Source organism: Nocardia xishanensis NBRC 101358, assembly GCF_001613365.1.
Taxonomy (GTDB): Bacteria; Actinomycetota; Actinomycetes; order Mycobacteriales; family Mycobacteriaceae; genus Nocardia; species Nocardia xishanensis.
The window spans coordinates 36,266-57,138 of the sequence record NZ_BDCF01000046.1 but is presented as its reverse complement, the minus strand read 5'-3'; the positions used below and the strand labels follow the sequence as shown (position 1 = coordinate 57,138).

The 20,873-nt window shown below is 67.9% G+C and carries 21 protein-coding genes; 17 read left to right on the top strand and 4 right to left on the bottom strand.

Annotated elements, in window-relative coordinates; translation table 11 throughout:
- Window positions 1-45: 45 nt before the first annotated feature.
- The gene (locus NX1_RS27425) at window positions 46-534 is read left to right on the top strand and encodes a pyridoxamine 5'-phosphate oxidase family protein (protein ID WP_068065284.1); all 489 of its coding nucleotides are present in this window, start codon (window positions 46-48) and stop codon (window positions 532-534) included.
- Between the two features lie 55 nt (window positions 535-589).
- On the opposite strand, the gene NX1_RS27420 is transcribed toward NX1_RS27425, so the two are convergent.
- Complete coding sequence (locus NX1_RS27420; RefSeq protein ID WP_068065281.1) at window positions 590-925, bottom strand: transglycosylase family protein; 336 nt, start codon at window positions 923-925, stop codon at window positions 590-592.
- A gap of 819 nt (window positions 926-1,744) precedes the next feature.
- Here NX1_RS27420 and NX1_RS36580 point away from each other — a divergent pair.
- Window positions 1,745-1,921 carry a hypothetical protein gene (locus NX1_RS36580; RefSeq protein ID WP_157120113.1) on the top strand — a complete coding sequence of 59 codons (177 nt, stop codon included), beginning with the start codon at window positions 1,745-1,747 and terminating at the stop codon, window positions 1,919-1,921.
- Window positions 1,922-2,414: 493 nt separating this feature from the next.
- Here the strand turns inward: NX1_RS36580 and NX1_RS27415 are convergent, their stop codons facing one another.
- Window positions 2,415-3,191 (bottom strand): isocitrate lyase/PEP mutase family protein, encoded by a 777-nt coding sequence (locus tag NX1_RS27415; RefSeq protein ID WP_068065278.1) that lies wholly within the window; start codon window positions 3,189-3,191, stop codon window positions 2,415-2,417.
- Window positions 3,192-3,432: 241 nt separating this feature from the next.
- On the opposite strand from NX1_RS27415, the gene NX1_RS27410 reads away from it, so the two are divergent.
- The 8 genes from NX1_RS27410 (at window position 3,433) to NX1_RS27375 (ending at window position 11,211) form a co-directional block, all read left to right on the top strand.
- The gene (locus tag NX1_RS27410) at window positions 3,433-3,972 is read left to right on the top strand and encodes an RNA polymerase sigma factor (RefSeq protein ID WP_068065335.1); all 540 of its coding nucleotides are present in this window, start codon (window positions 3,433-3,435) and stop codon (window positions 3,970-3,972) included.
- A gap of 76 nt (window positions 3,973-4,048) precedes the next feature.
- Complete coding sequence (locus tag NX1_RS27405) at window positions 4,049-4,522, top strand: peroxiredoxin family protein (protein WP_068065275.1); 474 nt, start codon at window positions 4,049-4,051, stop codon at window positions 4,520-4,522.
- A gap of 562 nt (window positions 4,523-5,084) precedes the next feature.
- A complete protein-coding gene (argC, locus tag NX1_RS27400; protein WP_068065272.1) occupies window positions 5,085-6,140 on the top strand; it encodes an N-acetyl-gamma-glutamyl-phosphate reductase in 1,056 nt (351 codons plus the stop codon).
- Entirely contained in the window at window positions 6,137-7,369 is a 1,233-nt protein-coding gene (gene argJ / locus NX1_RS27395) for a bifunctional glutamate N-acetyltransferase/amino-acid acetyltransferase ArgJ (protein ID WP_068065270.1), read from the top strand. Before argC ends, argJ begins: the two co-directional genes overlap by 4 nt.
- Window positions 7,366-8,292 (top strand): acetylglutamate kinase, encoded by a 927-nt coding sequence (gene argB, locus NX1_RS27390; protein ID WP_068065267.1) that lies wholly within the window; start codon window positions 7,366-7,368, stop codon window positions 8,290-8,292. Before argJ ends, argB begins: the two co-directional genes overlap by 4 nt.
- Entirely contained in the window at window positions 8,289-9,488 is a 1,200-nt protein-coding gene (locus tag NX1_RS27385; protein ID WP_068065264.1) for an acetylornithine transaminase, read from the top strand. Before argB ends, NX1_RS27385 begins: the two co-directional genes overlap by 4 nt.
- A gap of 76 nt (window positions 9,489-9,564) precedes the next feature.
- Window positions 9,565-10,509: an ornithine carbamoyltransferase gene (gene argF, locus NX1_RS27380; RefSeq protein WP_068065261.1), complete on the top strand. Its 945-nt coding sequence runs from the start codon at window positions 9,565-9,567 to the stop codon at window positions 10,507-10,509.
- Between the two features lie 189 nt (window positions 10,510-10,698).
- Window positions 10,699-11,211: an arginine repressor gene (locus tag NX1_RS27375; protein WP_068065258.1), complete on the top strand. Its 513-nt coding sequence runs from the start codon at window positions 10,699-10,701 to the stop codon at window positions 11,209-11,211.
- Window positions 11,212-11,250: 39 nt separating this feature from the next.
- On the opposite strand, the gene NX1_RS27370 is transcribed toward NX1_RS27375, so the two are convergent.
- The gene (locus NX1_RS27370; RefSeq protein WP_157120111.1) at window positions 11,251-11,547 is read right to left on the bottom strand and encodes a hypothetical protein; all 297 of its coding nucleotides are present in this window, start codon (window positions 11,545-11,547) and stop codon (window positions 11,251-11,253) included.
- A gap of 231 nt (window positions 11,548-11,778) precedes the next feature.
- Between NX1_RS27370 and NX1_RS27365 the strand changes: the two genes are divergently transcribed.
- The 7 genes from NX1_RS27365 to NX1_RS27335 all read left to right on the top strand — a co-directional run bounded on the left by NX1_RS27365 (window position 11,779) and on the right by NX1_RS27335 (window position 18,395).
- Window positions 11,779-12,405, top strand: a complete 627-nt coding sequence (locus NX1_RS27365; protein WP_068065252.1) for a Fic family protein — start codon at window positions 11,779-11,781, stop codon at window positions 12,403-12,405.
- A gap of 356 nt (window positions 12,406-12,761) precedes the next feature.
- A complete protein-coding gene (locus NX1_RS27360) occupies window positions 12,762-13,805 on the top strand; it encodes an acyl-CoA dehydrogenase family protein (RefSeq protein WP_068065249.1) in 1,044 nt (347 codons plus the stop codon).
- A gap of 383 nt (window positions 13,806-14,188) precedes the next feature.
- Window positions 14,189-14,788 carry a Uma2 family endonuclease gene (locus NX1_RS27355; protein WP_068065246.1) on the top strand — a complete coding sequence of 200 codons (600 nt, stop codon included), beginning with the start codon at window positions 14,189-14,191 and terminating at the stop codon, window positions 14,786-14,788.
- Between the two features lie 520 nt (window positions 14,789-15,308).
- Window positions 15,309-15,839, top strand: a complete 531-nt coding sequence (locus NX1_RS27350; RefSeq protein WP_084501805.1) for a DUF3558 domain-containing protein — start codon at window positions 15,309-15,311, stop codon at window positions 15,837-15,839.
- Window positions 15,840-15,854: 15 nt separating this feature from the next.
- Window positions 15,855-16,241 (top strand): hypothetical protein, encoded by a 387-nt coding sequence (locus tag NX1_RS36575; protein WP_157120109.1) that lies wholly within the window; start codon window positions 15,855-15,857, stop codon window positions 16,239-16,241.
- A 2-nt stretch (window positions 16,242-16,243) separates the two neighbouring features.
- Window positions 16,244-17,545 carry a hypothetical protein gene (locus tag NX1_RS27340; protein ID WP_068065235.1) on the top strand — a complete coding sequence of 434 codons (1,302 nt, stop codon included), beginning with the start codon at window positions 16,244-16,246 and terminating at the stop codon, window positions 17,543-17,545.
- A 19-nt stretch (window positions 17,546-17,564) separates the two neighbouring features.
- Window positions 17,565-18,395 carry an ESX secretion-associated protein EspG gene (locus NX1_RS27335; RefSeq protein WP_245668703.1) on the top strand — a complete coding sequence of 277 codons (831 nt, stop codon included), beginning with the start codon at window positions 17,565-17,567 and terminating at the stop codon, window positions 18,393-18,395.
- 95 nt (window positions 18,396-18,490) lie between these two features.
- Here the strand turns inward: NX1_RS27335 and NX1_RS27330 are convergent, their stop codons facing one another.
- Window positions 18,491-20,848, bottom strand: coding sequence for an arylsulfatase (locus NX1_RS27330; protein WP_068065232.1), 2,358 nt, complete (start codon window positions 20,846-20,848; stop codon window positions 18,491-18,493).
- Window positions 20,849-20,873: the final 25 nt, after the last annotated feature.

Below are 20,873 nucleotides of genomic sequence, written 5' to 3'. Positions count from 1 at the left end.
AAACCGTGACGCGATCTGTCAAGTTTCCGGCGTAGCGTCCCCGGCATGACCTTTTGGACCCCGTTCACCGAAGAAGCGCCGAAGATCTCGACCGTCTTCAGCCGGCGCCACAAAGCGACCGGCAACCTGTGCATGCTGGCCACGCTCCGCGCCGACGGGTCGCCGCGGATCAGTCCGGTGGAGCCGAGGATCTTCGAGGGCATGCTGGTGATCGTCGGCATGCCCGGCACAACCAAGTTCAAGGACCTCGCCCGCGATCCTCGGTTCTGCCTGCACACCGCTACCGTGGACACGATGGTCGGCGACGGCGACGCGAAACTGTTCGGCTCCGTCACCGACCTGCCGGACCGCGAAACGCACGCGCGGTTCGCGCAGAACCTGTTCGAGGAGAGCGGCTTCGACATCCGGGGCCAGGAGTTCGACCACTTCTATGTCGCCGACATCACGGGGGCGTCGTGCGTGGAGATCACCGACGAGCAGCTCGCCATCACGATCTGGAAACCGGGCGAGGGCGAGCGCGTCGTCCGGAAATAGCGCGACGGCCCTGTCACCCGGGCGGGTGACAGGGCCGTCGAAGTCGGCGTTACGCTCAGAGGTAGGAGCCGCACACCGGCCAAGCGCCGGGGCCCTGCGTGGCGAGCACGTTCTCGGCGACGCGGATCTGCTCCTCGCGGCTCGCGTGCTCCGGGGCGCCGGAGCCACCGTTGGCGGCCCAGGTGCTGTCGGTGAACTGCAGGCCACCGGAGAAGCCGTTACCGGTGTCGGTGGACCAGTTGCCGCCGCTCTCGCACTGAGCGACAGCGTCCCAGTTGTGGCTGGAGGCGGAAGCGGTGGCCGTGGCCAGACCGAACGGGACGGCAACGAGGGCGCCGAGGGCGACGGTGAGGCCGGCGACACGGGTGCTGAACTTGCGGGTCTGAGACATATGGTTTTCCTGACTGCGCCCGCCGGCTCGACCAGCGATAGGTCGAGTCCCTGTCCCCAGTTGATGTCGGGGGTTCTCGAACCGCGGGACAGGGTTGCCGGTGTTCGGCGGTTCGAGCTCGAGCCCGTCGCGTTCGATCGGGCCGTCACCGACGATAACGAACAAATCTCGGCAGATCACGTGGCAATAACGTCCGAGTTGACAGATCGCTCGGTCGCTCGAGTCGGCATACGCGCAGTTGAGGCCGGGGAAATCGGTAATCACGCCGATGTGTTTTTCAAACGAAAATGTGGTTCGGATCACTGAATAAATGTGGTAACGGTCTCGTCGGGCGGAACGATTTGCGAGGTTTGGGGCCGTTGCCGGACCATCTGAGCCCCTGATCGGTGCGCCCGAATTGCGAAGAAACGCCAGGTAGAGGCGCATATACGCCTCGGCAACCCTGTTGGAGAGCTCGAATTCTTTCGAATGGGAGTGGCGTCACATTTTTATATGTACGTGCATCAGAATGGGCGTTCGACATCATTTCGGGTGATCGTGATCGCCGTGAGATGAGCGCGCCCGACTCCTTGGATCGGGCCGGCTTTCGCGGGCTGAATCGGCGCGAATCTCATGGCGCGAGCGGTATTTCGCCGTAGTCGGCTATTCGCGTTGACGAGTGCCGTTGGGGGAGTGAGGGTTTCGGTGCGGACCGCAGTGCGGCAGAAGTCGGCTTCGGCGCGATGCCGGACCGTGATGTTCGGGCGAAAACAACCCGCGACCGCCCGCGTCGGCTGGGTGCGGTTATGTCGGCCGACGGCGCCGATGGGAAGCAGGCTCATGGGAACGGGCGTGGACGCGCCGACTTTTCCGGCGGGTATCGACGCGAGCCGCGGCCATTGGGCCGCAGAGACTCTCGTAGAACAGCCCGCGGCGACCACAGGCCGCTTCCGGCCGGAATCTTACCCCGAGGTCGCGGCGCAGATGCTCGCGAAGCAGCGGTCCTCGGCGATCTGAGGCCGACCTCAGCGGGGGTTCCGGGCGGAGTCTGTCGCGGCGCGGTCGGGGGGTGTCGCGCGGAGTTTGTCGCCGCGCACGCATTCGCGTAGCTGCTGCCCTCAGCGATGACCCCGATCCCGGCCGGGGTGTGGTGCGGAGTCCGTAGTGGCACAGACATCGAAGGGGCGGTCCTCTCGGTGATCAGGCCGGTCCCGGCTGGGGTGCCGCGTGGAGTCCGTCGCGGTGCGATATTTGCGCGGCTGCGGCCTCGGCGATTAGGCCGGTTCCAGCCGGGGTTGCCGTGTGGAGTCTGCCGCGGCGCGGACGCTCGCGAAGCAGCGGCCCTGGGCGATCTCGGGCACGTCCCGGCTGAATTTCGCGACGAGTCCGTTACGGCCCGGATCACGCGGCGAAGGCGCCTTCGCCGACCAGAGCCCGCCCAGGGTCTCGCATCGAGTTCGGCGACTCGGCCAACCAGGCGAGCGCCGTCAGGGTTGGTCCGCGCCCCACTTCACGACAGCGAGCTCTTCTGGATATCGCGGTAGCTCGGGATGCCCGCGGCGACCGGTCGTCCCGCGCGCACCGCGTCCGCCACGTCGACGGCCGCCGCCAGAGCTGCCCGGTAGAGCAGGGACCCGGTGCTGATCCGTCGCACGCCGAGCGCCGCCAGCTCGGCGACCGTGGGGCCGCCGACGGAGTAGAGGATGTTTACCGGCAGCGGCACGGACTCGACCACACGCCGGATCGCGTCCGGCTCGGCGAGCCCGGGGACGAAGAGACCGTCGGCGCCCGCCCGCGCGTACCGGTCGGCCCGCTCCAGCGTGGATTCGGGGTCGATGCCGAGCCAGTGCGTGTCGACCCGCGCGTTGACGAACACCGCGGGTGTGCGCTCCTTGATCGCGGCGATCAGCGTCGCCTGCTGTTCGGGGTCGGCCAGCGCAGCATCGGCCCGCCCGTCCTCGATGTTGACCCCCGCGATGCCGAGCGCGTCCAGCTCGGCCACGAACTCCGCCACCTCGCCCGGCTCGTCGCTGAAGCCGCCCTCGATGTCGACGGTCACCGGCACGGCGAGCCGCGAGAGCCGCCGCGCCAGCGCCAGGGTCTCCGCGCCGGTGACGCCGGTGCCGTCGGGCACCCCAGCGGCGGCCGCGACGCCGAGACTGGTGGTGCCGATCGCCGGGAATCCCTCGGCGGCCAGCACGGCCGCCGACGCGAAGTCCCACGCGTTCGGCAGCACCAGCGGGATCGAGCGATGGTGCAGATCGTGGAATGCCGTCGCCTTGTCCATAGCGCCGACGGTATCCCTCGAACGCCGCTCCGGCCGGAACTCGCTGGTCGCCATCGCCCCGGCCCGGCACACTGCCGCTGCCGGGTAGGTCGGCCATCTCGGAGACTTCCGCGTGGTTCGAATCCTTTCGCGGCCGCGAACGCTCTTATGGTTGTGACAATCGAACCGAGACGAAGAACCGCGCAGGCCTGTGCTGTCCAACCCGCGGCGCAATCGCCGGACTGCCTGGGAGGTGGGTGGAATGGAACGCGGATGGGCTGGTGAACAGCTCGTGGCCGCGGCCCAGCGCGGTGACCGGGAAGCGATCTCCGCGATCGTGTACGGGGCGCATCCGCACGTGCGGCGCTTCGCGCACCATCTGTGCGCGTCCTCCGATGACGCCGAAGAGGCCGCCCAAGAGGCACTCATCACCCTGTACCGCAAGATCGGGACGCTGCGCGCCACCACAGCCCTCGCGTCGTGGATGTTCCGCATCGTTCGCAACGAATGCCTGCGCCGCGCCCGGCACCTGCTCGACAGCAGGCCGGAGACCGCTGTCACCGCCGAAGACGCCGTCGCCTCCGCCGAGGACGAAGTCCTGCGCATGCTCGACGCCGACGAGCTCGCCAACGCCATCGCCGCCTTGCCCGATCTCCAGCGCCGTGTCCTGATCATGCGCGATGTGCTCGGCTATCCCGGGCGGACGACGGCCGACGCGCTCGGCCTGAGCGTCGCGGCGATGAAATCGCAGCTGCACCGCGCACGCGCCGCGATCCGGCACAGCCTCGTCCACCACCCATGACCTCGGCCGCCGCCGGACCCTCCGCGGCCGCCACTCGAGATCAACTCAGCCCCCTGAATCGAAGGAAAGTCCCGTCATGCTCACTCCCGGATCCCCCGCCCCGGAACTGGAACTCGAAGACACCGCCGGGCAGGCTTGGCGCCTGTCCGACCACCGTGGCGCGCACGGCGCACTGCTGTATTTCATGCGGTCCACGTCGTGCCCGATCTGCAACCGGCATGTTCGTGATCTGGTCGCGCGCCGGAACGAGTTCGACGCCGCCGGCATCCGTGTCCTCATCGCGATACCCGAGGACCGTGTCGCCGGGCTCGCGTGGAAGACCGAGCACAGCATCCCGTTCCCCGTCCTGGTCGGCTCGGCCGGAACTCCGCACGAGTCGGTCGGCCTGACTCGGAAGGTCTTCGGTTCGATGCAGCAGAGCGGCAGCGTCCTCGTCGACCGCGAAGGCATCGTCCGCCACGCCCACGGCGCCACTCTGCCCACCGGCAGCTACGACAAGAAGGGCATTCTCGCGGCCATCGACGCCATGCGCAGTCGCACCCACTCCTGATACTCGGCCGAATCAGCCGGCAGACCCTTCGTCTCGCCGTCGACGCCTGCGCTCCGCGCGGCGCGGCGGCGAGTGGCGTCACGCGCACAGTTCACGGAGGGGCCCTCTTGCCTCGGCGCACGACCGGCATACCGGGCTACTGCCAGGGTTGTACGACCGGGAGGCGGGGCACAACACACTGGCCGTCTCCAGCTCGGCATCGAGCGGCTGAAACGAGGCGTGTGCGCCACCTGGAGGGCATCGGTATCGTGGTTTCGTCCGGTCGCTAGCGCAGCTGCGTGCCGTCCAGCAGCCGCACCGGCCGCCATCCCCAGATCGACTCCCGGAACCATCCGCTCCGGCGTTCTCGATCCGATCTTCTTCCGATTTCCGGAATCGGATCGATATTTCGAGCCCCGCCGGGTAACGCCACTCCTGTGGGTGTCGTTCGTGCCGGCCGTCGCGGTGGCGAGGGAGTCGGTCCCGCTGCGCACGCCGTCGATCGAGAGCTCGCCACCGCGAGTTCGAACGCTTGTCGCACCCCGTCCATGAATGGGATTGCATAGTCGTGCATAATCATTTCATGGCTGATTCGGATGCGCCCCTGTTGCGGGTTGCTGTTGCCGGTGCGAGCGGGTACGCGGGCGGCGAGGTGCTGCGCCTGCTGCTCGGGCATCCACGCTACCGAGCCGGGCGCCTCGAGATCGGGGCGCTGACCGCGGGTTCGAACGCCGGAACCACCCTCGGCGAGCACCAGCCGCATCTGCTGCCGCTGGCCGACCGGGTGCTCGCCCCGACCACCGCCGAGGAGCTGGCGGGCCACGACGTGGTCTTCCTCGGTCTGCCGCACGGTCAGTCCGCCGCCATCGCGCAGGCGTTGCCCGAATCCACCGTGATCATCGACTGCGGCGCCGACTACCGCCTGCGCGACGCCGCCGCCTGGGAGAAGTACTACCGCAGCGCGCACGCGGGCAGCTGGCCCTACGGTCTGCCGGAACTGCCCGGCGGCCGGGACGCGCTGCGCGGCGCGACCAGGATCGCGGTGCCGGGCTGCTACCCGACGGTCGCCAGCCTGGCCCTCGCGCCTGCCGTGGCCGCCGGGATCATCGAGCCGCAGGTGACGGTCGTCGCGGTGAGCGGCACCTCCGGCGCGGGCCGCAAACTGGACGTCGGCCTGCTCGGCTCGGAGGTGATGGGTTCGGCCCGCGCCTACAACATCGCGGGCGCGCACCGGCACACCCCGGAGATCGCGCAGAACCTGAAGGCCGCCGGTGGCGTCGACGTCGCGGTGTCGTTCACCCCGGTGCTCGCCCCGATGCCGCGCGGCATCCTGGCCACCTGCACCGCGCCGACAGCGGTGGACGCCGCGCAGGCCCGCGCCGTCTACGAAAAGGCCTACGCCGACGAGCCTTTCGTGCATCTGCTCCCCGAAGGCGTGCTCCCGCAGACCGGTTCGGTGCTCGGCTCCAACGCCGTCACCCTGCAGGTCGCGGTGGACACCGACGCGGGACAGCTCGTGGTGATCGGCGCGATCGACAACCTGACCAAGGGCACCGCGGGCGCCGCGGTCCAGTCCATGAACCTGGCCGTCGGATTCGACGAGACCGAGGGCCTCACCACCGTAGGAGTGGCACCGTGACGACAACCGCTGGTACCTCGACGGAGAGCGCGAACGGCAAGCTCGTCCGCAGCCAGGGCGTGACCGCGCCGCTCGGCTTCCGCGCCGCGGGCATCGCCGCGGGCATCAAGGCGAGCGGCAAGCCCGATCTCGCGCTGGTCTTCAACGAAGGCCCGGAATACGCCGCGGCGGGCGTGTTCACCCGTAACCAGGTGAAGGCCGCGCCGGTGCTGTGGTCCCAGCAGGTGCTGAAGTCCGGCAGGCTGCGCGCCGTGATCCTCAATTCCGGCGGTGCGAACGCCTGCACCGGTCCCGGCGGCTTCCAGGACACCCACCAGACCGCCGAGAAGCTCGCCGAGGCGCTGAGCAACTGGGGCACCGAGACCGGCGCGGGCGAAATCGCCGTCTGTTCGACCGGTTTGATCGGCGACCGGCTGCCGATGGAGAAGCTGCTGCCCGGCGTCACCGAGATCGTGCACGAGATGGGCGGCGGCATGTCCGGCGGCGCCGACGCGGCCCACGCCATCATGACCACCGACACCGTGCCCAAGGAAGCCGCTTTCCACCACCGCGACAAGTGGAACGTGGGCGGCATGGCCAAGGGTGCGGGCATGCTCGCCCCCTCGCTGGCCACCATGCTCGTCGTGCTGACCACCGACGCCGCGGTGAGCGCCGAACAGCTCGACAAGGCGCTGCGCGCCGCCACCCGGCTCACCTTCGACCGGCTCGACGTGGACGGCTCCTGCTCGACCAACGACACGGTGCTGCTGCTGGCCAACGGTGCCAGCGAGGTCTCGCCGTCGCAGGAGGAACTCGACGCCGCAGTGCTCGCGGTCTGCGACGACCTGGCCGCCCAGCTGATGGCCGACGCCGAGGGCGTCACCAAGCGGGTGACGATCACCGTCACCGGCGCGGTCGACGAGGAGCAGGCGCTGATCGCCGCCCGCGCGATCGCCCGCGACAGCCTGGTCAAGACCGCCCTGTTCGGCTCCGACCCGAACTGGGGCCGGGTGCTCGCCGCGGTCGGCATCGCGCCGATCACCTTGGACCCGAACCGGATCTCGGTGTCGTTCAACGGGAATCCGGTCTGCGTCGACAGCGTCGGCGCGCCGGGCGCCCGCCAGGTCGACCTGTCCGGCGCGGACATCGACGTGCTCGTCGAGCTGAACGTCGGCGACGGCACGGCCATGGTCCGCACCACCGACCTGTCGCACGGTTACGTCGAAGAGAATTCGGCATACAGCTCATGACGAGTCCGGCGATTCACCAGTTCTCCGCACTGGACAAGGCGCATGTCCTGGCCGACGCGCTGCCCTGGTTGCAGAAGTTCCGCGACAAGATCGTCGTGGTGAAGTACGGCGGCAACGCCATGATCGACGACGACCTCAAGCGCGCGTTCGCCGCGGACATGGCGTTCCTGCGCACCGTCGGCGTGCACCCCGTCGTGGTGCACGGCGGCGGCCCGCAGATCAGCGCCATGCTGAAAAGGCTCGGGCTGCAAGGGGAATTCCGCGGCGGCTTCCGCGTCACCACGCCCGAGGTGATGGACGTGGTGCGGATGGTGCTGTTCGGTCAGGTCGGCCGCGAGCTGGTCGGGCTGATCAACGCGCACGGGCCCTACGCCGTCGGCATCTCCGGCGAGGACGCCGGACTGTTCACCGCGACCCGGCGCACCGTCGACGTGGACGGCGAGGCGACCGACATCGGCTTGGTCGGCGACGTCACCGAGGTCAACCCCGATGCGGTGCTCGACCTGATCGGCGCCGGACGCATCCCGGTGGTCTCCACCATCGCCCCGGACGCCGATGGCGTGGTGCACAACATCAACGCCGACACCGCGGCCGCCGCGCTCGCCGAGGGCATCGGCGCGGAGAAACTCGTCGTGCTGACCGACGTGGAGGGCCTGTACACCGACTGGCCCGACCGCTCCTCGCTGACCAGCCACATCGACGCCGTCGAGCTGGCCGCCTTGCTGCCGAGCCTGGATGCGGGCATGGTGCCAAAGATGGAAGCCTGCTTGCGCGCCGTGCTCGGCGGCGTCCCGACCGCGCACGTGATCGACGGACGGGTCCCGCACTCGGTCCTGCTCGAGCTGTTCACCGGAGAAGGAATCGGAACGATGGTGACGCCCGCCCCGGCCGGGACCGGCGCACCGAACGGAACGAAATCATGAGTACTGTCGACGAATTGCAGCAGCGGTGGTCCGCCGCGATGATGAACAACTACGGCACGCCGAAGGTCGCGCTGGTGCGCGGCGCTGGCGCCGTGGTCTACGACGCGGACGGCAAGCGCTACGTCGATTTCCTCGGCGGTATCGCGGTCAACAGCCTCGGCCATGCGCACCCGGCGATCCTCGCCGCGGTCACCGAGCAGCTGGGCACCCTCGGGCACGTCTCCAATCTGTATGTCAGCGAACCGGTCGTCGAACTGGCCGAGCGGCTGCTCGCCCACTTCGGCGACGGCGAGGGCAAGGCGTTCTTCTGCAACTCGGGCACCGAGGCCAACGAGGCGGCGTTCAAGATCGCCCGGTTGACCGGGCGGACCAAGATCGTCGCCTGCGAGGAGGCGTTCCACGGTCGCACCATGGGCGCGCTCGCGCTCACCGGCCAGCCGTCCAAGCGGGCGCCGTTCGAGCCCATGCCGCCCGGCGTGGTGCACGTGCCCTACGGCGACGCGGCCGCGCTGGAAGCGGCGGTCGACGACGAGACCGCCGCGGTGTTCCTCGAACCCATGATGGGGGAGAGCGGCGTGGTGGTCCCGCCGATCGACTACCTGGTCAAGGCGCGCGAGATCACCGCGCGGCACGGCGCGCTGCTGGTGCTCGACGAGGTGCAGACCGGCATCGGCCGCACCGGAAAGTTCTACGCGCACCAGTCCGTCGGCATCGTGCCCGACGTGATCACCCTGGCCAAGGGCCTCGGCGGCGGTCTGCCGATCGGCGCGGTGCTGGCCAACGGCCGGGCGGCCGAGCTGCTCACCCCCGGCCTGCACGGCACCACCTTCGGCGGCAACCCGGTGTGCGCGGCGGCGGCGCTCGCGGTGCTGCGCACCATCGACGAGACCGATCTGCTCGCCCACGTCGAGTCGGTCGGCAAGCGGCTCAGCGACGGCATCGAACTGCTCCAGCATCCGCTGATCGATCACGTGCGCGGCGCCGGTCTGCTGCTGGGAATCGTCCTGACCCAGGACGTTTCGGCACACGTCGAGGCCCGGGCGCGAGAAGCGGGGTACCTCGTGAACGCACCCAAGCCGAATATCATCCGGCTGGCACCGCCGCTGGTGCTCACCGAGACCCAGTCGGACAACTTCGTCGCCGATCTGCCGGGAATTCTAGACGGCGCGGCGGCGGACGCGAAGGAGGCCCGGTAATGAGCGAACGAAGTGAGCGAATCATGTGCCAGCGCGCCCCGCGCATGCCGGAGCCGAGCGGCAGCGAGGCGCAGGCATGAGCGAGTTGCGGCACTTCCTACGCGACGACGACGTCTCGCCCGCCGAACAGGCCGAAATCCTCACGCTGGCGGCGGAACTCAAGAAGAACCCGTTCGCGCACCGCCCGCTGGACGGTCCGCGCGGTGTCGGGGTGATCTTCGAGAAGAACTCCACCCGCACGCGCTTCTCCTTCGAGATGGGCATCGCCCAGCTCGGCGGGCACGCCGTGGTGGTCGACGGCCGCGACACCCAGCTCGGGCGCGAGGAGACCCTCGCCGACACCGGACGGGTGCTCTCCCGTTACGTCGACGCCATCGTCTGGCGCACCTTCGAGCAGGTCCGTTTGGACGAAATGGCCTCGGCGGCAACGGTTCCGGTGGTGAACGCGCTGTCCAACGAGTTCCATCCCTGCCAGGTGCTCGCCGACCTGCTCACCCTGCGGGAACGCAAGGGCGACCTGACCGGGCGCAACCTCACGTACTTCGGCGACGGCGCGAACAACATGGCGCACTCGCTGCTGCTCGGCGGCGTCACCGCCGGGTTGAACGTGACCATCGCCGCGCCGGTGGGCTTCGAGCCGCTGCCGTGGATTCTGGAGGACGCGCGCAAGCGGGCCGCCGAGACCGGGGCGACGATCACCGTCACCGGAGACCCGGTGGCCGCCGCGGCGGGCGCCGACGCGCTGGTCACCGACACCTGGACCTCGATGGGCCAGGAGAACGACGGACTCGACCGGGTCGGCCCGTTCCGCCCGTTCCGCCTCGACGACGCGCTGCTGGCCAACGCCGAGCCGGATGCCGTTGTGCTGCACTGCCTTCCGGCGCATCGCGGCGAGGAGATCACCGACGAGGTGCTCGACGGACCGCACAGCGTGGTCTGGGACGAGGCGGAGAACCGGCTGCACGCGCAGAAGGCGCTGCTCGTGTGGCTACTGGCCAGACGTCAGGGCGGTGCGGCGTGATCGGGCGACAAACCGCGCCGGTGCTGGAGGGGCGACGATGAGTGAACGCGCTGAGCGAACCGTGTGTCGGTGCTTCGCGCATGTCGGAGCCGAGCGTCGGCGAGGTGTAGGCATGAGCGAACGTAGTGAGCGAATCATGTGCCAGCGCGCTTCGCGCATGTCGGAGCCGAGCGCCGGCGAGGTGGAGGCATGAGCATCGACGCGACGGTGCCCGGCAAGGGGCCGGCGATCGCCCGCACCCGCGCCGGGCGGCAGTCACGCATCATCGAGCTGCTCTCCGCGCACTCGGTGCGCAGTCAGACCGAACTGGCCGCGCTGCTGGCCGCCGAAGGCATCGAGACCACCCAAGCAACCCTGTCGCGTGATCTCGACGAGCTGGGCGCGGTGAAACTGCGCGCGGCCGACGGCGGCGCGGGCGTCTACGTGGTGCCCGAGGACGGCAGTCCCGTCCGCGGTGTGACCGGCGGCACCGACCGACTCTCCAAACTCCTCGGTGACCTGCTCGTCTCCACCGACGCCAGCGGCAACATTGCCGTCCTGCGCACACCCCCGGGCGCCGCCCACTACCTCGCCAGCGCCTTGGACCGCGCGGCCCTGCCCTACGTCGTCGGCACCATCGCGGGCGACGACACCATCGCCGTCATCGCCCGTGAACCCTTGACCGGCGCCGAACTCGCCGCCCGCATCGAACAACTCGCCTGACGAGCGAGGTCGGGACTCGGGCGGCACAGCGCAGGAGCGTCAGGGATCGGCCACGAACCAGGTCGACTTCACCGTCGCCGACATCTTCGACATCACCGGACGGGGAGCCTGCTCGTCGTCGGCTGACTCGACTCCGGCGAAATCACCACCGGTGACGTGCTGTACAGATCCACCAGCGGAGCATCCATCCATGTTGTCGGAGTCGAGTTTCGCGGCGGCCGCAATCCCGATGGATTCATCCTCGTAGTGGACCGCCGCGACACCGCCCACATCAGCATCGGCCAGCACATCGTCATCGCCCGGGCCCCAAACCGGCGACGATCTCGTCGCCCGCATGAATTACTCGCCCTCCTGCCGAGCTGTAAGATTGCGTGACGAGACGAGGAAAGGTGCGGTGGTGGAACGTCGTGCGGTGGCCAAAGCAACGGTGACCAAGGAAGCGGTAAAGCGGTCAGCCGTGCGGTCGACCAAGGCGTCGGCACGTCTGGAACGGCGCACAGTGCCTGCCGGTTACATTCGCTCCGAACGGGTCGCGCAGTTCTTGGCCGAACGCCGACGGAAAGCTTGATGCCCCTCGCGCCGGACTACGGGGAGACACCGGTATCCGACGACGAAGCGAGCATGCTGCTCCCCAATATCCGCGAGCTGCTCGAAGAGCCGGTCAGCAAAGCCGCTCTGTACGACCTCGAACAGGCCGTCCAGGCAGAGGCGACCGAGGAACTCATGACCGCGGTGATCGACGGCAGCCTGGTTCTCGATAATCTGCTCACCGATCACTTCCTGCGGGATCTGCACCGCCGCCTTTACGGCGACATTTGGCAGTGGGCGGGCGTATTCCGCAGACGGGAGCTCAATATCGGGGTCGCTCCCGAACAGATCGCGGTCGAACTTCGAGGCTCGTTGGAAACAATCCACTACCGCTGGCAGCATGCCGACGATTGGACGCCGCGCCAACTCGGTATCGCGGCCCACGCCGAGGCCGTCCGGATTCACCCGTTCACCGACGGTAACGGCCGGACCACCCGCCTGCTCGCGGATCTTGTGTTCACCGCAGCCCAGGACGAAGGGAGTTTAGAGCTGTACGACTGGGAGCTGGATAAGCGTCGGTACATCGAGCTCCTGAGACAGTACGACCGACACCGCGACCCGCGTGAACTCGCCGCCTTCATCGCGGTTAGGCCGCTAGGGGAGTAGACGCTGCTCGGGCCTTGATCGTGGCGAAGAACAGGCCTCGATCATCGCTACCCCCAAGCCCGGCGATTACGGCGGCCACCGTTCGCGCTGATCCCGAGCCCCGCGGTCTGAGCGGTGCCACCGATTGGACCGCGCCGCCCTGCCCTACGTCGTTCGGCACCATCGCGGGCGACGACACTATCGCCGTCATCGCTCGCGAACCTTGACCGGCGCCGAACTCGCCACCCGCATCGAACAACTCGCCTGACGGTCCCGCAGGTTCTCGCCCGGCCGAGCTCGCCGCGGGCACGTAGCATCGGGGCGTCGCGAAAACCGTTGGACGCCTTGTTCGATGGCGTGATCTGGAGGGTGGGCGAATGGTCGAGAATTGGGTGCGTGAGGCGGAGCTGCTCGTCGAGGAGGTCCTCGATCGCGCCGCGGGAGAGGTGGATCGCAGCGGGGTGATTCCGGCGAGCCATTTCGACGCGCTCGCGGAACGCGGGTTCTATGGCTTCCCGCTCTCGGCGGGAATGACGCCCGGCACTCTGATCGACACCGCGGCAACCCTTATCGGCGGTTGTCTGGCAACGGGTTTCGTGTGGGCGCAACATCTCGGAGCGCTGCGGGCGGTCGCGTTCGCCGACAATGCCGCGCTGCGTGAGCGCTATCTGGCGCGGATGACCGCGGGGACGTACCGGTGCGGTGTGTCGTACGCGGGCGCTCGCTCGGCGCCGACACTGTTCGCCGAAGCCGTCGAGGGTGGCATGGCGATCAGCGGCACCGCGCCGTTCGTCACCGGGTGGGAGTACGTCGACGCGGTGGTCGTGTCGGTGCGGATTACCCGCAACGGCTCGGAATCCATTGCGACGGTGCTTGTTCCGACACAGGACCTGGGCGGTGTCGAGGTCGAGCGGATCCCGCTGATCGCCGCCGACGCCAGCGCCACCGTACGGATCACCTTCGATCGGGCGTTCGTGGCCGACGAACACATCATCGGGGTGAAATCGCTCGGCGAGTTCCGTTCCGGGCGTGGCAGCCTCACCGACTGGATCAACGGCGCACTCGCTCTCGGCGTGCTGTCGCGATGCGTGCGCGAGCTGAACGGACTCGGGATCGATGCCTACGACGCGCGATACGCCTCGTTGCGGGAGCGATTCGCCACCGTGATGGGCGATGCCGAGGCTACCTACGCCCTGCGCGCCGACATCGCGCAAACGGCGGTGCTCGCTGCGGCCGCTGGCGTCGTCGCGACGGGCAGCCGTGCCACGCTCGCCCACACCACCGCCGAGCGACTGATGCGGCAGGCGAGCTTCGCGCTCGTCTGCACCACTCGCGAGCCGATCAAGGACGCCCTTCTCGACCGCCTGCGCCCAGCCGAACTCGGCCGAGAACACGGTCGCGAGGCTGTCGGGCGAACATGACACGCTCGCGAGGAACGCCGTAGATCTCCTGGTGACCGGTCGCATGAGTCGCGGTGCCGCGGTCGTCGGCATACGGGTTCGTGGCGGGGTCGGTGGTGGTAGGTGTGGTGGTCGAGGTGGTCGGGCAGGTTGTCGCGTGCCGGTAGCGGTGCAGCCGGTGTCGACGATTCCGAGGCCACTGGGTGCCCATACCCCCGGGTAGCCTTGTCCACGGCGCGACAACCGATGACGGTTGCTGACCGGGGCAGGGGTATGCGCCAGGTATGACGAGGCGAAATCGGATAGGGAGCCTTGAAGAGGCCGGACGCCAATCAGCACATCCGGGACCACCACGAAAGCCGGGTCCGTAGTCGCGTCCGGTTCGAACTGCAATGATGTCCGGTATGAGCGCTCCCGACGAGCAACAGGTACTGCGTGTGACGGCCGAGGAGTTCGCCGAAGGGGCGACTGCCGAGCTCGGTGACATCGAGATCGTCGATGGGCGCGTGGTCCGGCTGATGGCGCAGAGTCCGGTGCACAGCCGCGTGGTCCGGCGGCTGGCCGGGATGTTGGAGGCAGCCCGGCGCGACGGCGGGCCGTGCATGGTGGTGGACTCCGATGTTGCCGCACGATTCGCCGACGCGGAATCCGCCACAGCGGATCGGCGGTTGAATATCCGCTACCCCGATATCTGGATCCGGGACTGCGAACCCTACGACATCAACACCGTGCGTGAGCACATCCTGCTGGTGGTCGAGGTGACCTCCGAATCGACCATTGACGCCGATATCAACGACAAGCGAATTCAATACGCGACCGCGGGCATTCCCCGGTACCTGATAGTCCGGCTGGACCAGAAGGAAGAACGCATCGAAGAGATCGAGGAGTACCGTCTCGACTGGTCCGGTCGCCGCTACGCTGCCCACACGGTCCACCGACGTGTATTGCTCCTCGACGACCCGGTCGAGGCGACCATTCCATTCGACGTACTGGAACAACCGTAGCGACCAGCCGCTCAACCTCTGGGTACGGAAATCGCAGATCCGTCCGTTGGCTGCGATCTTGCCCTCGCGAGTCCGGTTGCCGCTCGTCACTTGCCTTTTCACATTCGACATCGGGTCGGTGAAGTACGGGCGATCTGCTACTCGCCTCCGGCGCAGGCCGTGCGTGACCCGTCAGGGTACGGGCCCACTCGGCAAGGTCGGCAACTGCCAGGTGGGCCGTCAGCGTGTACGCGTTCACCCAAGTCGCGGGCGAACGGCCAGGTCCGCATGTCAGCACGTATATCGGGTCGGCCGTTGCGGATTCGGCGTCGTGAACTCCGCCGAACCGGTCGTCGCTCGGGCGGTAATCCTTCGTGTGGCCATCGTGCTGATCCTCTGCGGCGCGAGCCTGATCTGACGCCGGTAGTGGTTCGGACCCCGCCTTGCCGCGGAATCCGCGGAGGTGAGGTTCGGGCCGTCGGGCTTGGGGGTGGTCGGCTGATAGAGTCGGGTGTCGGAGTCGGCGGTCGAAGGGGAGGGCATGGCGCGCAGGATCGTGGGGAGCGTTCTGGCGGCGGTGGTCGTAGCTGTTGTCGCGGCTTGTGGTGGGACGACCGAGGGGTCGCCATCGACCAGTTCCAGCGCTGCGGAGGCGCCATTGTTCAACCCGTGCACCGGGATTCCCGATGATGTGCTGCGGTCGGCGGGGGTTGATCCGGCGACGGAGGAGAGCGGAATCGCAGGGGTGCATCAGCACGGGTGGGAGATCTGTAGCTGGACGGGAAAGAAGTATGCGATTACGGTGTATTCGACTTGGCGGACCGTGGCGGAGTTCGAGAAGAAGTCGGGCAATGTCGATTTCCGGGACGTTACGGTTGCGGGGCGCAAGGGGCGGCAGTTCAAGGTAGAGGGATTCTCCAAGGATCTGGACTGTAGTGTCCTCTTCCCCTCGTCGCGGGGTGGGGTTCTGCAACTGCAGATCCAAGGCAGAATTTCGGACGACGACCGAGAAGATCCGTGTACAGTTCTGTATCGGGTTGGGGAGTCGATCGTTCCGGTTTTTCCGAACTGACCGGGGGACAAGTCAATGGCTGAGGAAACTCAATCGCCGTGGCGGCGCTTTGCTGAGCAGGCTCGAGCTGGGGAGTTGTACCTCGATGACGAGGCAGCGGCACGCCAAGTGATAGGTGCCTGCAAGCAACGTCTCGATGACCTCGAGGCGCTCCGGCAGCTTGCCGGACGGTGTGAGAATGTTTCTGGTTTCGGAGATTTCGATATGGCGGATGTGCTGGCCGGGAAGTTCCGCAAGCAAGCGACGGATACTGACAATTCGCTCGATTCGATCATCGCGAAAGACATCGAAGTCGTAAAAGACATGCGCGACATCATGGCAATCTCCATCGCGCGTCTCAACGGCCAGGACTACACGAATTCAGCGGCGATCACCGCGATCATCGATTCCGTGGGGGAGTAATCGTGACGGGCATGTTCGGCGGCATGTTCAGTTGGAGCGCAGGGGATATGGGCTCGGCCATGCTGGAGAGCCTGACCGACTGGATCGCCGGGGAAGAGCGGGATCCGGGCATCAAGCCGGGCGACATTCAGGGGCGATTCAACCAGCAGCGTGACGATGTCCGCGGCAAAGCCGGCGATGTCGGTTTCGAGGGCGCGTTCCATCCGCGGGAAGTGCTGAGACAAGACGAGTTCGAGAAAGACGATGTCGCCACACTGCGCACCAAGGTCGACGCGATCGATCTGACAGCCGTCGGCAACCTGATCACCGCCTGGCAAGCAGTCGGCACTCGTGCTAGCGAATCGCTCGGCACCTTCACCGCCGCTATCACGCGACTGACCGAGGAGGGAGTGTGGCAAGGCGCGTCGGCCGATGCCGCCGTCGCGGGTGTGCGCGATTACGCCACTCACGGCGCGCAGCTGCCCAACGCGGCGCTCCTCACCAGCAACAAACTCGCCGAACTCAAAACAGGATTGGAACCGACGAAGCTGCTGGTCCCGCACCCGCCGGACGATCGGTCCTTCACCGACAACGCGCGTTCGTGGATCGCGGGTCGCGGCTGGCGCAGCAACTCCGAAGCGCAGGACACCGCGAAGACCGAGGCACTGCGGGTGCTGAGGACGGTATTCGCTCCGGTCATTCGGGAATCCGACACGAATGTCCCGGTGCTTCCGCAGCCGTACAACCCGGTGCAGCCCGGTGATCAACCGCCGATAACCGGTCCCGGCCCTGGACCGGGCGGCCCTGGTCCAGGGCCCGGTGGCCCCGGCCCTGGCCCGGGCGGCACGCCGACGGAATCCAAACCGGAGACCCCCACCGCGGATCCGGACGACTCGAATGAGACGAATCCGAGCGGAACCAACTCGACCTCGACCGATCCGGCATCCACGAACCCGGCGTCGACCACCCCGGCTTCTACTCCCACGACGAATCCGGCGGGCTTGCCCGATCGCCCTGGGCCGGGACCGGGAACCCCGGGCCCACCGGGTCCGGGCGGGACGCCTGCGGTGCCCTCGCCCGGTCGGTCCATCCGCGGGGTGCCCGTCACGGCCACCACCGGCGTTCCGGCCTCGGCGGCGAGTCCGGCGACTCGCGCGGCGATGAGCGGTCTGGGCGGTCTCGGAGCTCCCGGCGCGCGCGGCGGGCGATCCGAGGACGAGTCGGGCAAGGGTGTGCCCGACTACCTGATCACCAAGGAACACGGCGAGGAATTGACCGGGCTGACGGACCTCCCGAAGACGGTGCCCCCGGTGATCGGGGAGTGACAGGAATCGCTGTTCGTCTGTGCACGAGCGTCTTTCGACAGGACGCACCGTCACCGGCGACGCGGCCGAATGGGGCGAGATCATGAAAACCGTGCGACAGTGGCGGTTCACCGCGCTCGAATTCCGGACGCTGTGGGAATCCACGGGGCGCGACGTGCTGCCTTATCCGTTGCGCCACTGGTTCACCACCCAGTACCGCTCGGACAGCCTGCGCTTGCGGCAGGCGGCCGCGCTGGCGGTGCGACCGCAGCTCGACGACGACCTGGTGCGGGCGGTGCACGTGCTGTTCGCACCCGAAGCGCGCATCGAGCTGGCGGGGTATCTCGGCGCAAGCCGGGACCGTGAGCTGCGAGCCCACGCCGGCGTGCACGACGAGCACGGCGCGCTGGCCGTGCAGGAGCACAGCGCCGACGGGTACGGCGACGTGACGCTGACGTTCCTGCCCGCCGCCCGGGTGGCCCGCGCGGTCGTCGATGTGCTGCCGGAATACCCTGCGGGACAGCGTGAACCGATGACGATTCCGGTCGAAGAACTGGAGGGTCCGCTTCCCGCGGTGCGCGACGCGTGGCGGCCGACACCGCGCGAGGAGTTCGCGAAGTTCTTCGCCAGGCCCGTCCGCGCGAGCGTGCACGTCGGCGTCTACCCGTTGGGCAGCGCCGACAACCGGCACATCAAGGGCCGCAAAGACTTCCAGATCACGGACTTCGAAGGCGACGGCCGCTACGTCACCTTCGGCTCCCGTATGGTCGTCGCCAAACCCACCACCCGCGAACGAATCACGGCGACGATGCACGAGATGATCGGCCGCACCGTCGAAGAAGTCCGCGCGGGTGACCACCTGCCCCGCTGATCTCCCAGCCGCGCGGTCGACGGCGCGCACCCGAAGGCGGCCGCCGTGCCCGTCCTGTCCCGAAGGATGGCCAGGGCGGGCACGGTCTCCCGCCGTTACTCGCGCGACAGCATGGCGACGGCTTCGCGCTCGAGGTCGACGTACGGTTCGCCGCTGACGTCGACTGCCACTCGATGCAGGGTGCCACCGGTGAACTCCCATGGGAAGGTTCCGGGGTAGTCGTCGGTGACGGCCTCGGCGCTGTCGCGGCCCGCGTGCAGGCCTTCCCCCGCGATGCTGAACTTGCCCGGCTGGGTCTTGATCCGGCCCTCGCCGACCTTGCGCTCGCCGTAGTAGAGGGTGAGGGTGCCTCGCGCCGTGCCGGGCGGATCCTCGCTCTCTTTGTCGAACGAGGCGGCGAGGATGAGGTTTTCACCGGTCGGCAGGTCCTCGTCGGCGCTGATCCGCTGCTCGTCGCTGCCGAGGAAGTTATAGACATAGTGCAGCCGGTTGTCCTTGACGTACATGGCATGTCCGCCGAACCGGCCGCCGTGGGAGAACAACACCCCGGCCGCGCCCGGTCCTGGCAGGTCGACGAGCGCGCCGATCGAATACGAGCGGTTGCGGATATTGACCGCGACCGACTCGGGCACTTCGGCGCCGCCGGGACGGTACACGTAGCGGTTGCGCGGGGGCGCGAGCTGCGGACGCGGGGTGGTGATGATCTCGATCCCGGAGCGGTCGTCGAGCGGGAACGCCTGGTTGGCGCCCGCCTCGTAGAACCACAAACCGATCAGTTCGGCGAGCTTGCCGGGTTCCTCGGCAGCGAGATCGTGCAGCTCGGCGCGGTCCCGGTCGGTGTGGTAGAGCTCCCAGGTGTCATCGGGGAAGTGGCTCCACCCGCTGAGGGTGGGGTGGGTGGTGACCGCTTTCCAGCCGTCGTGCCAGATGCCTCGGCCGCCGAGCATCGAGTAGAACTGGGTGTGTTTCGCCGTCGGGATGGTGGGCGAGTCGAAGCTGTAGCGCATGCTCACCCCCTGAATCGGCGTCTGGGTATGGCCCTTGACCGCTTCGGGTAGCTCGACGCCGAGACAGTCCAGCAAGGTGGGCACCAGGTCGACGGCGTGGTGGTACTGGTCGCGGGTCTCGCCACGCGCTTTGATCCCGGCGGGCCACGAGATGAGGCACGGGTCGCACGTGCCGCCGTTGAACGAATACCGCTTCCACATCTTGAACGGGGTGTTGAAGGCCATCGCCCACCCGTTCGAGTAGTGGTTGTACGTCGTGGGGCTGCCCAGCTCGTCCAGCTTGGCCAGGTTCTCGGCCAGGTCGTCGGGCACGTTGTTGGCGATCTTGTTCTCGTTGACCGAGCCGTCCGGGCCACCCTCGCCGCTGGCTCCGTTGTCGGAGACCAACACGATGACGGTGTTGTCCAACTGCTCGATCTTCTCCAGGTAGGCGAGCAGCCTGCCGATCTGGTCGTCGCAGTGGGAGAGGAAGCCCGCGTACACCTCGGCCATGCGGGTGAACAGGCGCTTCTGCTCGTCGGAAAGGCTGTCCCATGGACGGGTGTAGTCCAGCGGCGGGAACGGCTCGCCGCCGGGTCCGCTGCGGGTCTCGGGTGTGCCGATCGGGTTCAGCGGCGGCAGCTCGGTGTTCTGCGGGACGAGGCCCATCTCCTTCTGCCTGGCCAGGGTCTGCTCACGCATCACCTCGTATCCCGCGTCGAATCGGCCGCGGTAACGCTCGATCCATTCGCGTGGGACGTGGTGCGGAGCGTGCGCGCACCCCGGCGCGTAGTACAGGAAGACCGGCCGATCGGGTGCGATCGCCTTGACGTCATCGATGTACTCGATGGCCCGGTCGGTGATGTCGACGCTGAAGTGGTAGCCCTGCTCGGGCGTGGCAGGCTGCTCCACAGGATGGTTGTCGTGCACCAGGTCCGGATACCACTGGTTGGTCTCCGCGCCGAGGAAGCCGTAGAAGCGCTCGAAGCCCCGGCCGACCGGCCAGTTCCGTTTGGTGGACGCCAGGTTCATCTCGTCCTCGGCGCACAGGTGCCACTTGCCGACCATGGCCGTGCTGAAGCCTCGCTCGACGAGGATCTCGGCGAGGGTGGCGCATTCGGGCGGGATGTGGCCGTTGGCGCCGGGGAAGCCGACCGCGCACTCGCTGATGCAGGCCATGCCGTTGGTGGTGTGGTTGCGGCCGGTGAGCAGACAGGAGCGGGTCGGTGAGCACAGTGCGGTGGTGTGCCACTGGCTGTAGCGCAGCCCGTTCGCGGCGATCCGGTCGATGTTCGGTGTCTCGATCGGTCCGCCGTAACAACCCATGGCGCCGAAACCGACATCGTCGAGCACGATATACAGCACGTTGGGTGTGCCGGTCGGAGCCGTCGGCTGCGCGTAGGGGCCCCAGTCCGGGATCGAATCGCGGATGTCGAGGTTGATCACACCGCGGAAGGGAATTGCCATGGTGTTCTCCTCAGTCAGTGAGCCC

Bases quoted from the DNA above. Each gene is read 5' to 3' on its own strand.
- NX1_RS27350 (WP_084501805.1), top strand. From the start codon at position 15,309: ATGGCGCGCAGGATCGTGGGGAGCGTTCTGGCGGCGGTGGTCGTAGCT.
- NX1_RS36575 (WP_157120109.1), top strand. From the start codon at position 15,855: ATGGCTGAGGAAACTCAATCGCCGTGGCGGCGCTTTGCTGAGCAGGCT.
- NX1_RS27375 (WP_068065258.1), top strand. From the start codon at position 10,699: ATGAGCATCGACGCGACGGTGCCCGGCAAGGGGCCGGCGATCGCCCGC.
- NX1_RS27370 (WP_157120111.1), bottom strand. From the start codon at position 11,547: ATGCGGGCGACGAGATCGTCGCCGGTTTGGGGCCCGGGCGATGACGAT.
- NX1_RS27385 (WP_068065264.1), top strand. From the start codon at position 8,289: ATGAGTACTGTCGACGAATTGCAGCAGCGGTGGTCCGCCGCGATGATG.
- NX1_RS27360 (WP_068065249.1), top strand. From the start codon at position 12,762: ATGGTCGAGAATTGGGTGCGTGAGGCGGAGCTGCTCGTCGAGGAGGTC.
- NX1_RS27415 (WP_068065278.1), bottom strand. From the start codon at position 3,191: ATGGACAAGGCGACGGCATTCCACGATCTGCACCATCGCTCGATCCCG.
- NX1_RS27405 (WP_068065275.1), top strand. From the start codon at position 4,049: ATGCTCACTCCCGGATCCCCCGCCCCGGAACTGGAACTCGAAGACACC.
- NX1_RS27355 (WP_068065246.1), top strand. From the start codon at position 14,189: ATGAGCGCTCCCGACGAGCAACAGGTACTGCGTGTGACGGCCGAGGAG.
- NX1_RS27365 (WP_068065252.1), top strand. From the start codon at position 11,779: ATGCCCCTCGCGCCGGACTACGGGGAGACACCGGTATCCGACGACGAA.
- NX1_RS27330 (WP_068065232.1), bottom strand. From the start codon at position 20,848: ATGGCAATTCCCTTCCGCGGTGTGATCAACCTCGACATCCGCGATTCG.
- NX1_RS36580 (WP_157120113.1), top strand. From the start codon at position 1,745: ATGGGAACGGGCGTGGACGCGCCGACTTTTCCGGCGGGTATCGACGCG.
- argF (WP_068065261.1), top strand. From the start codon at position 9,565: ATGAGCGAGTTGCGGCACTTCCTACGCGACGACGACGTCTCGCCCGCC.
- argC (WP_068065272.1), top strand. From the start codon at position 5,085: ATGGCTGATTCGGATGCGCCCCTGTTGCGGGTTGCTGTTGCCGGTGCG.
- NX1_RS27420 (WP_068065281.1), bottom strand. From the start codon at position 925: ATGTCTCAGACCCGCAAGTTCAGCACCCGTGTCGCCGGCCTCACCGTC.
- NX1_RS27410 (WP_068065335.1), top strand. From the start codon at position 3,433: ATGGAACGCGGATGGGCTGGTGAACAGCTCGTGGCCGCGGCCCAGCGC.
- NX1_RS27425 (WP_068065284.1), top strand. From the start codon at position 46: ATGACCTTTTGGACCCCGTTCACCGAAGAAGCGCCGAAGATCTCGACC.
- argB (WP_068065267.1), top strand. From the start codon at position 7,366: ATGACGAGTCCGGCGATTCACCAGTTCTCCGCACTGGACAAGGCGCAT.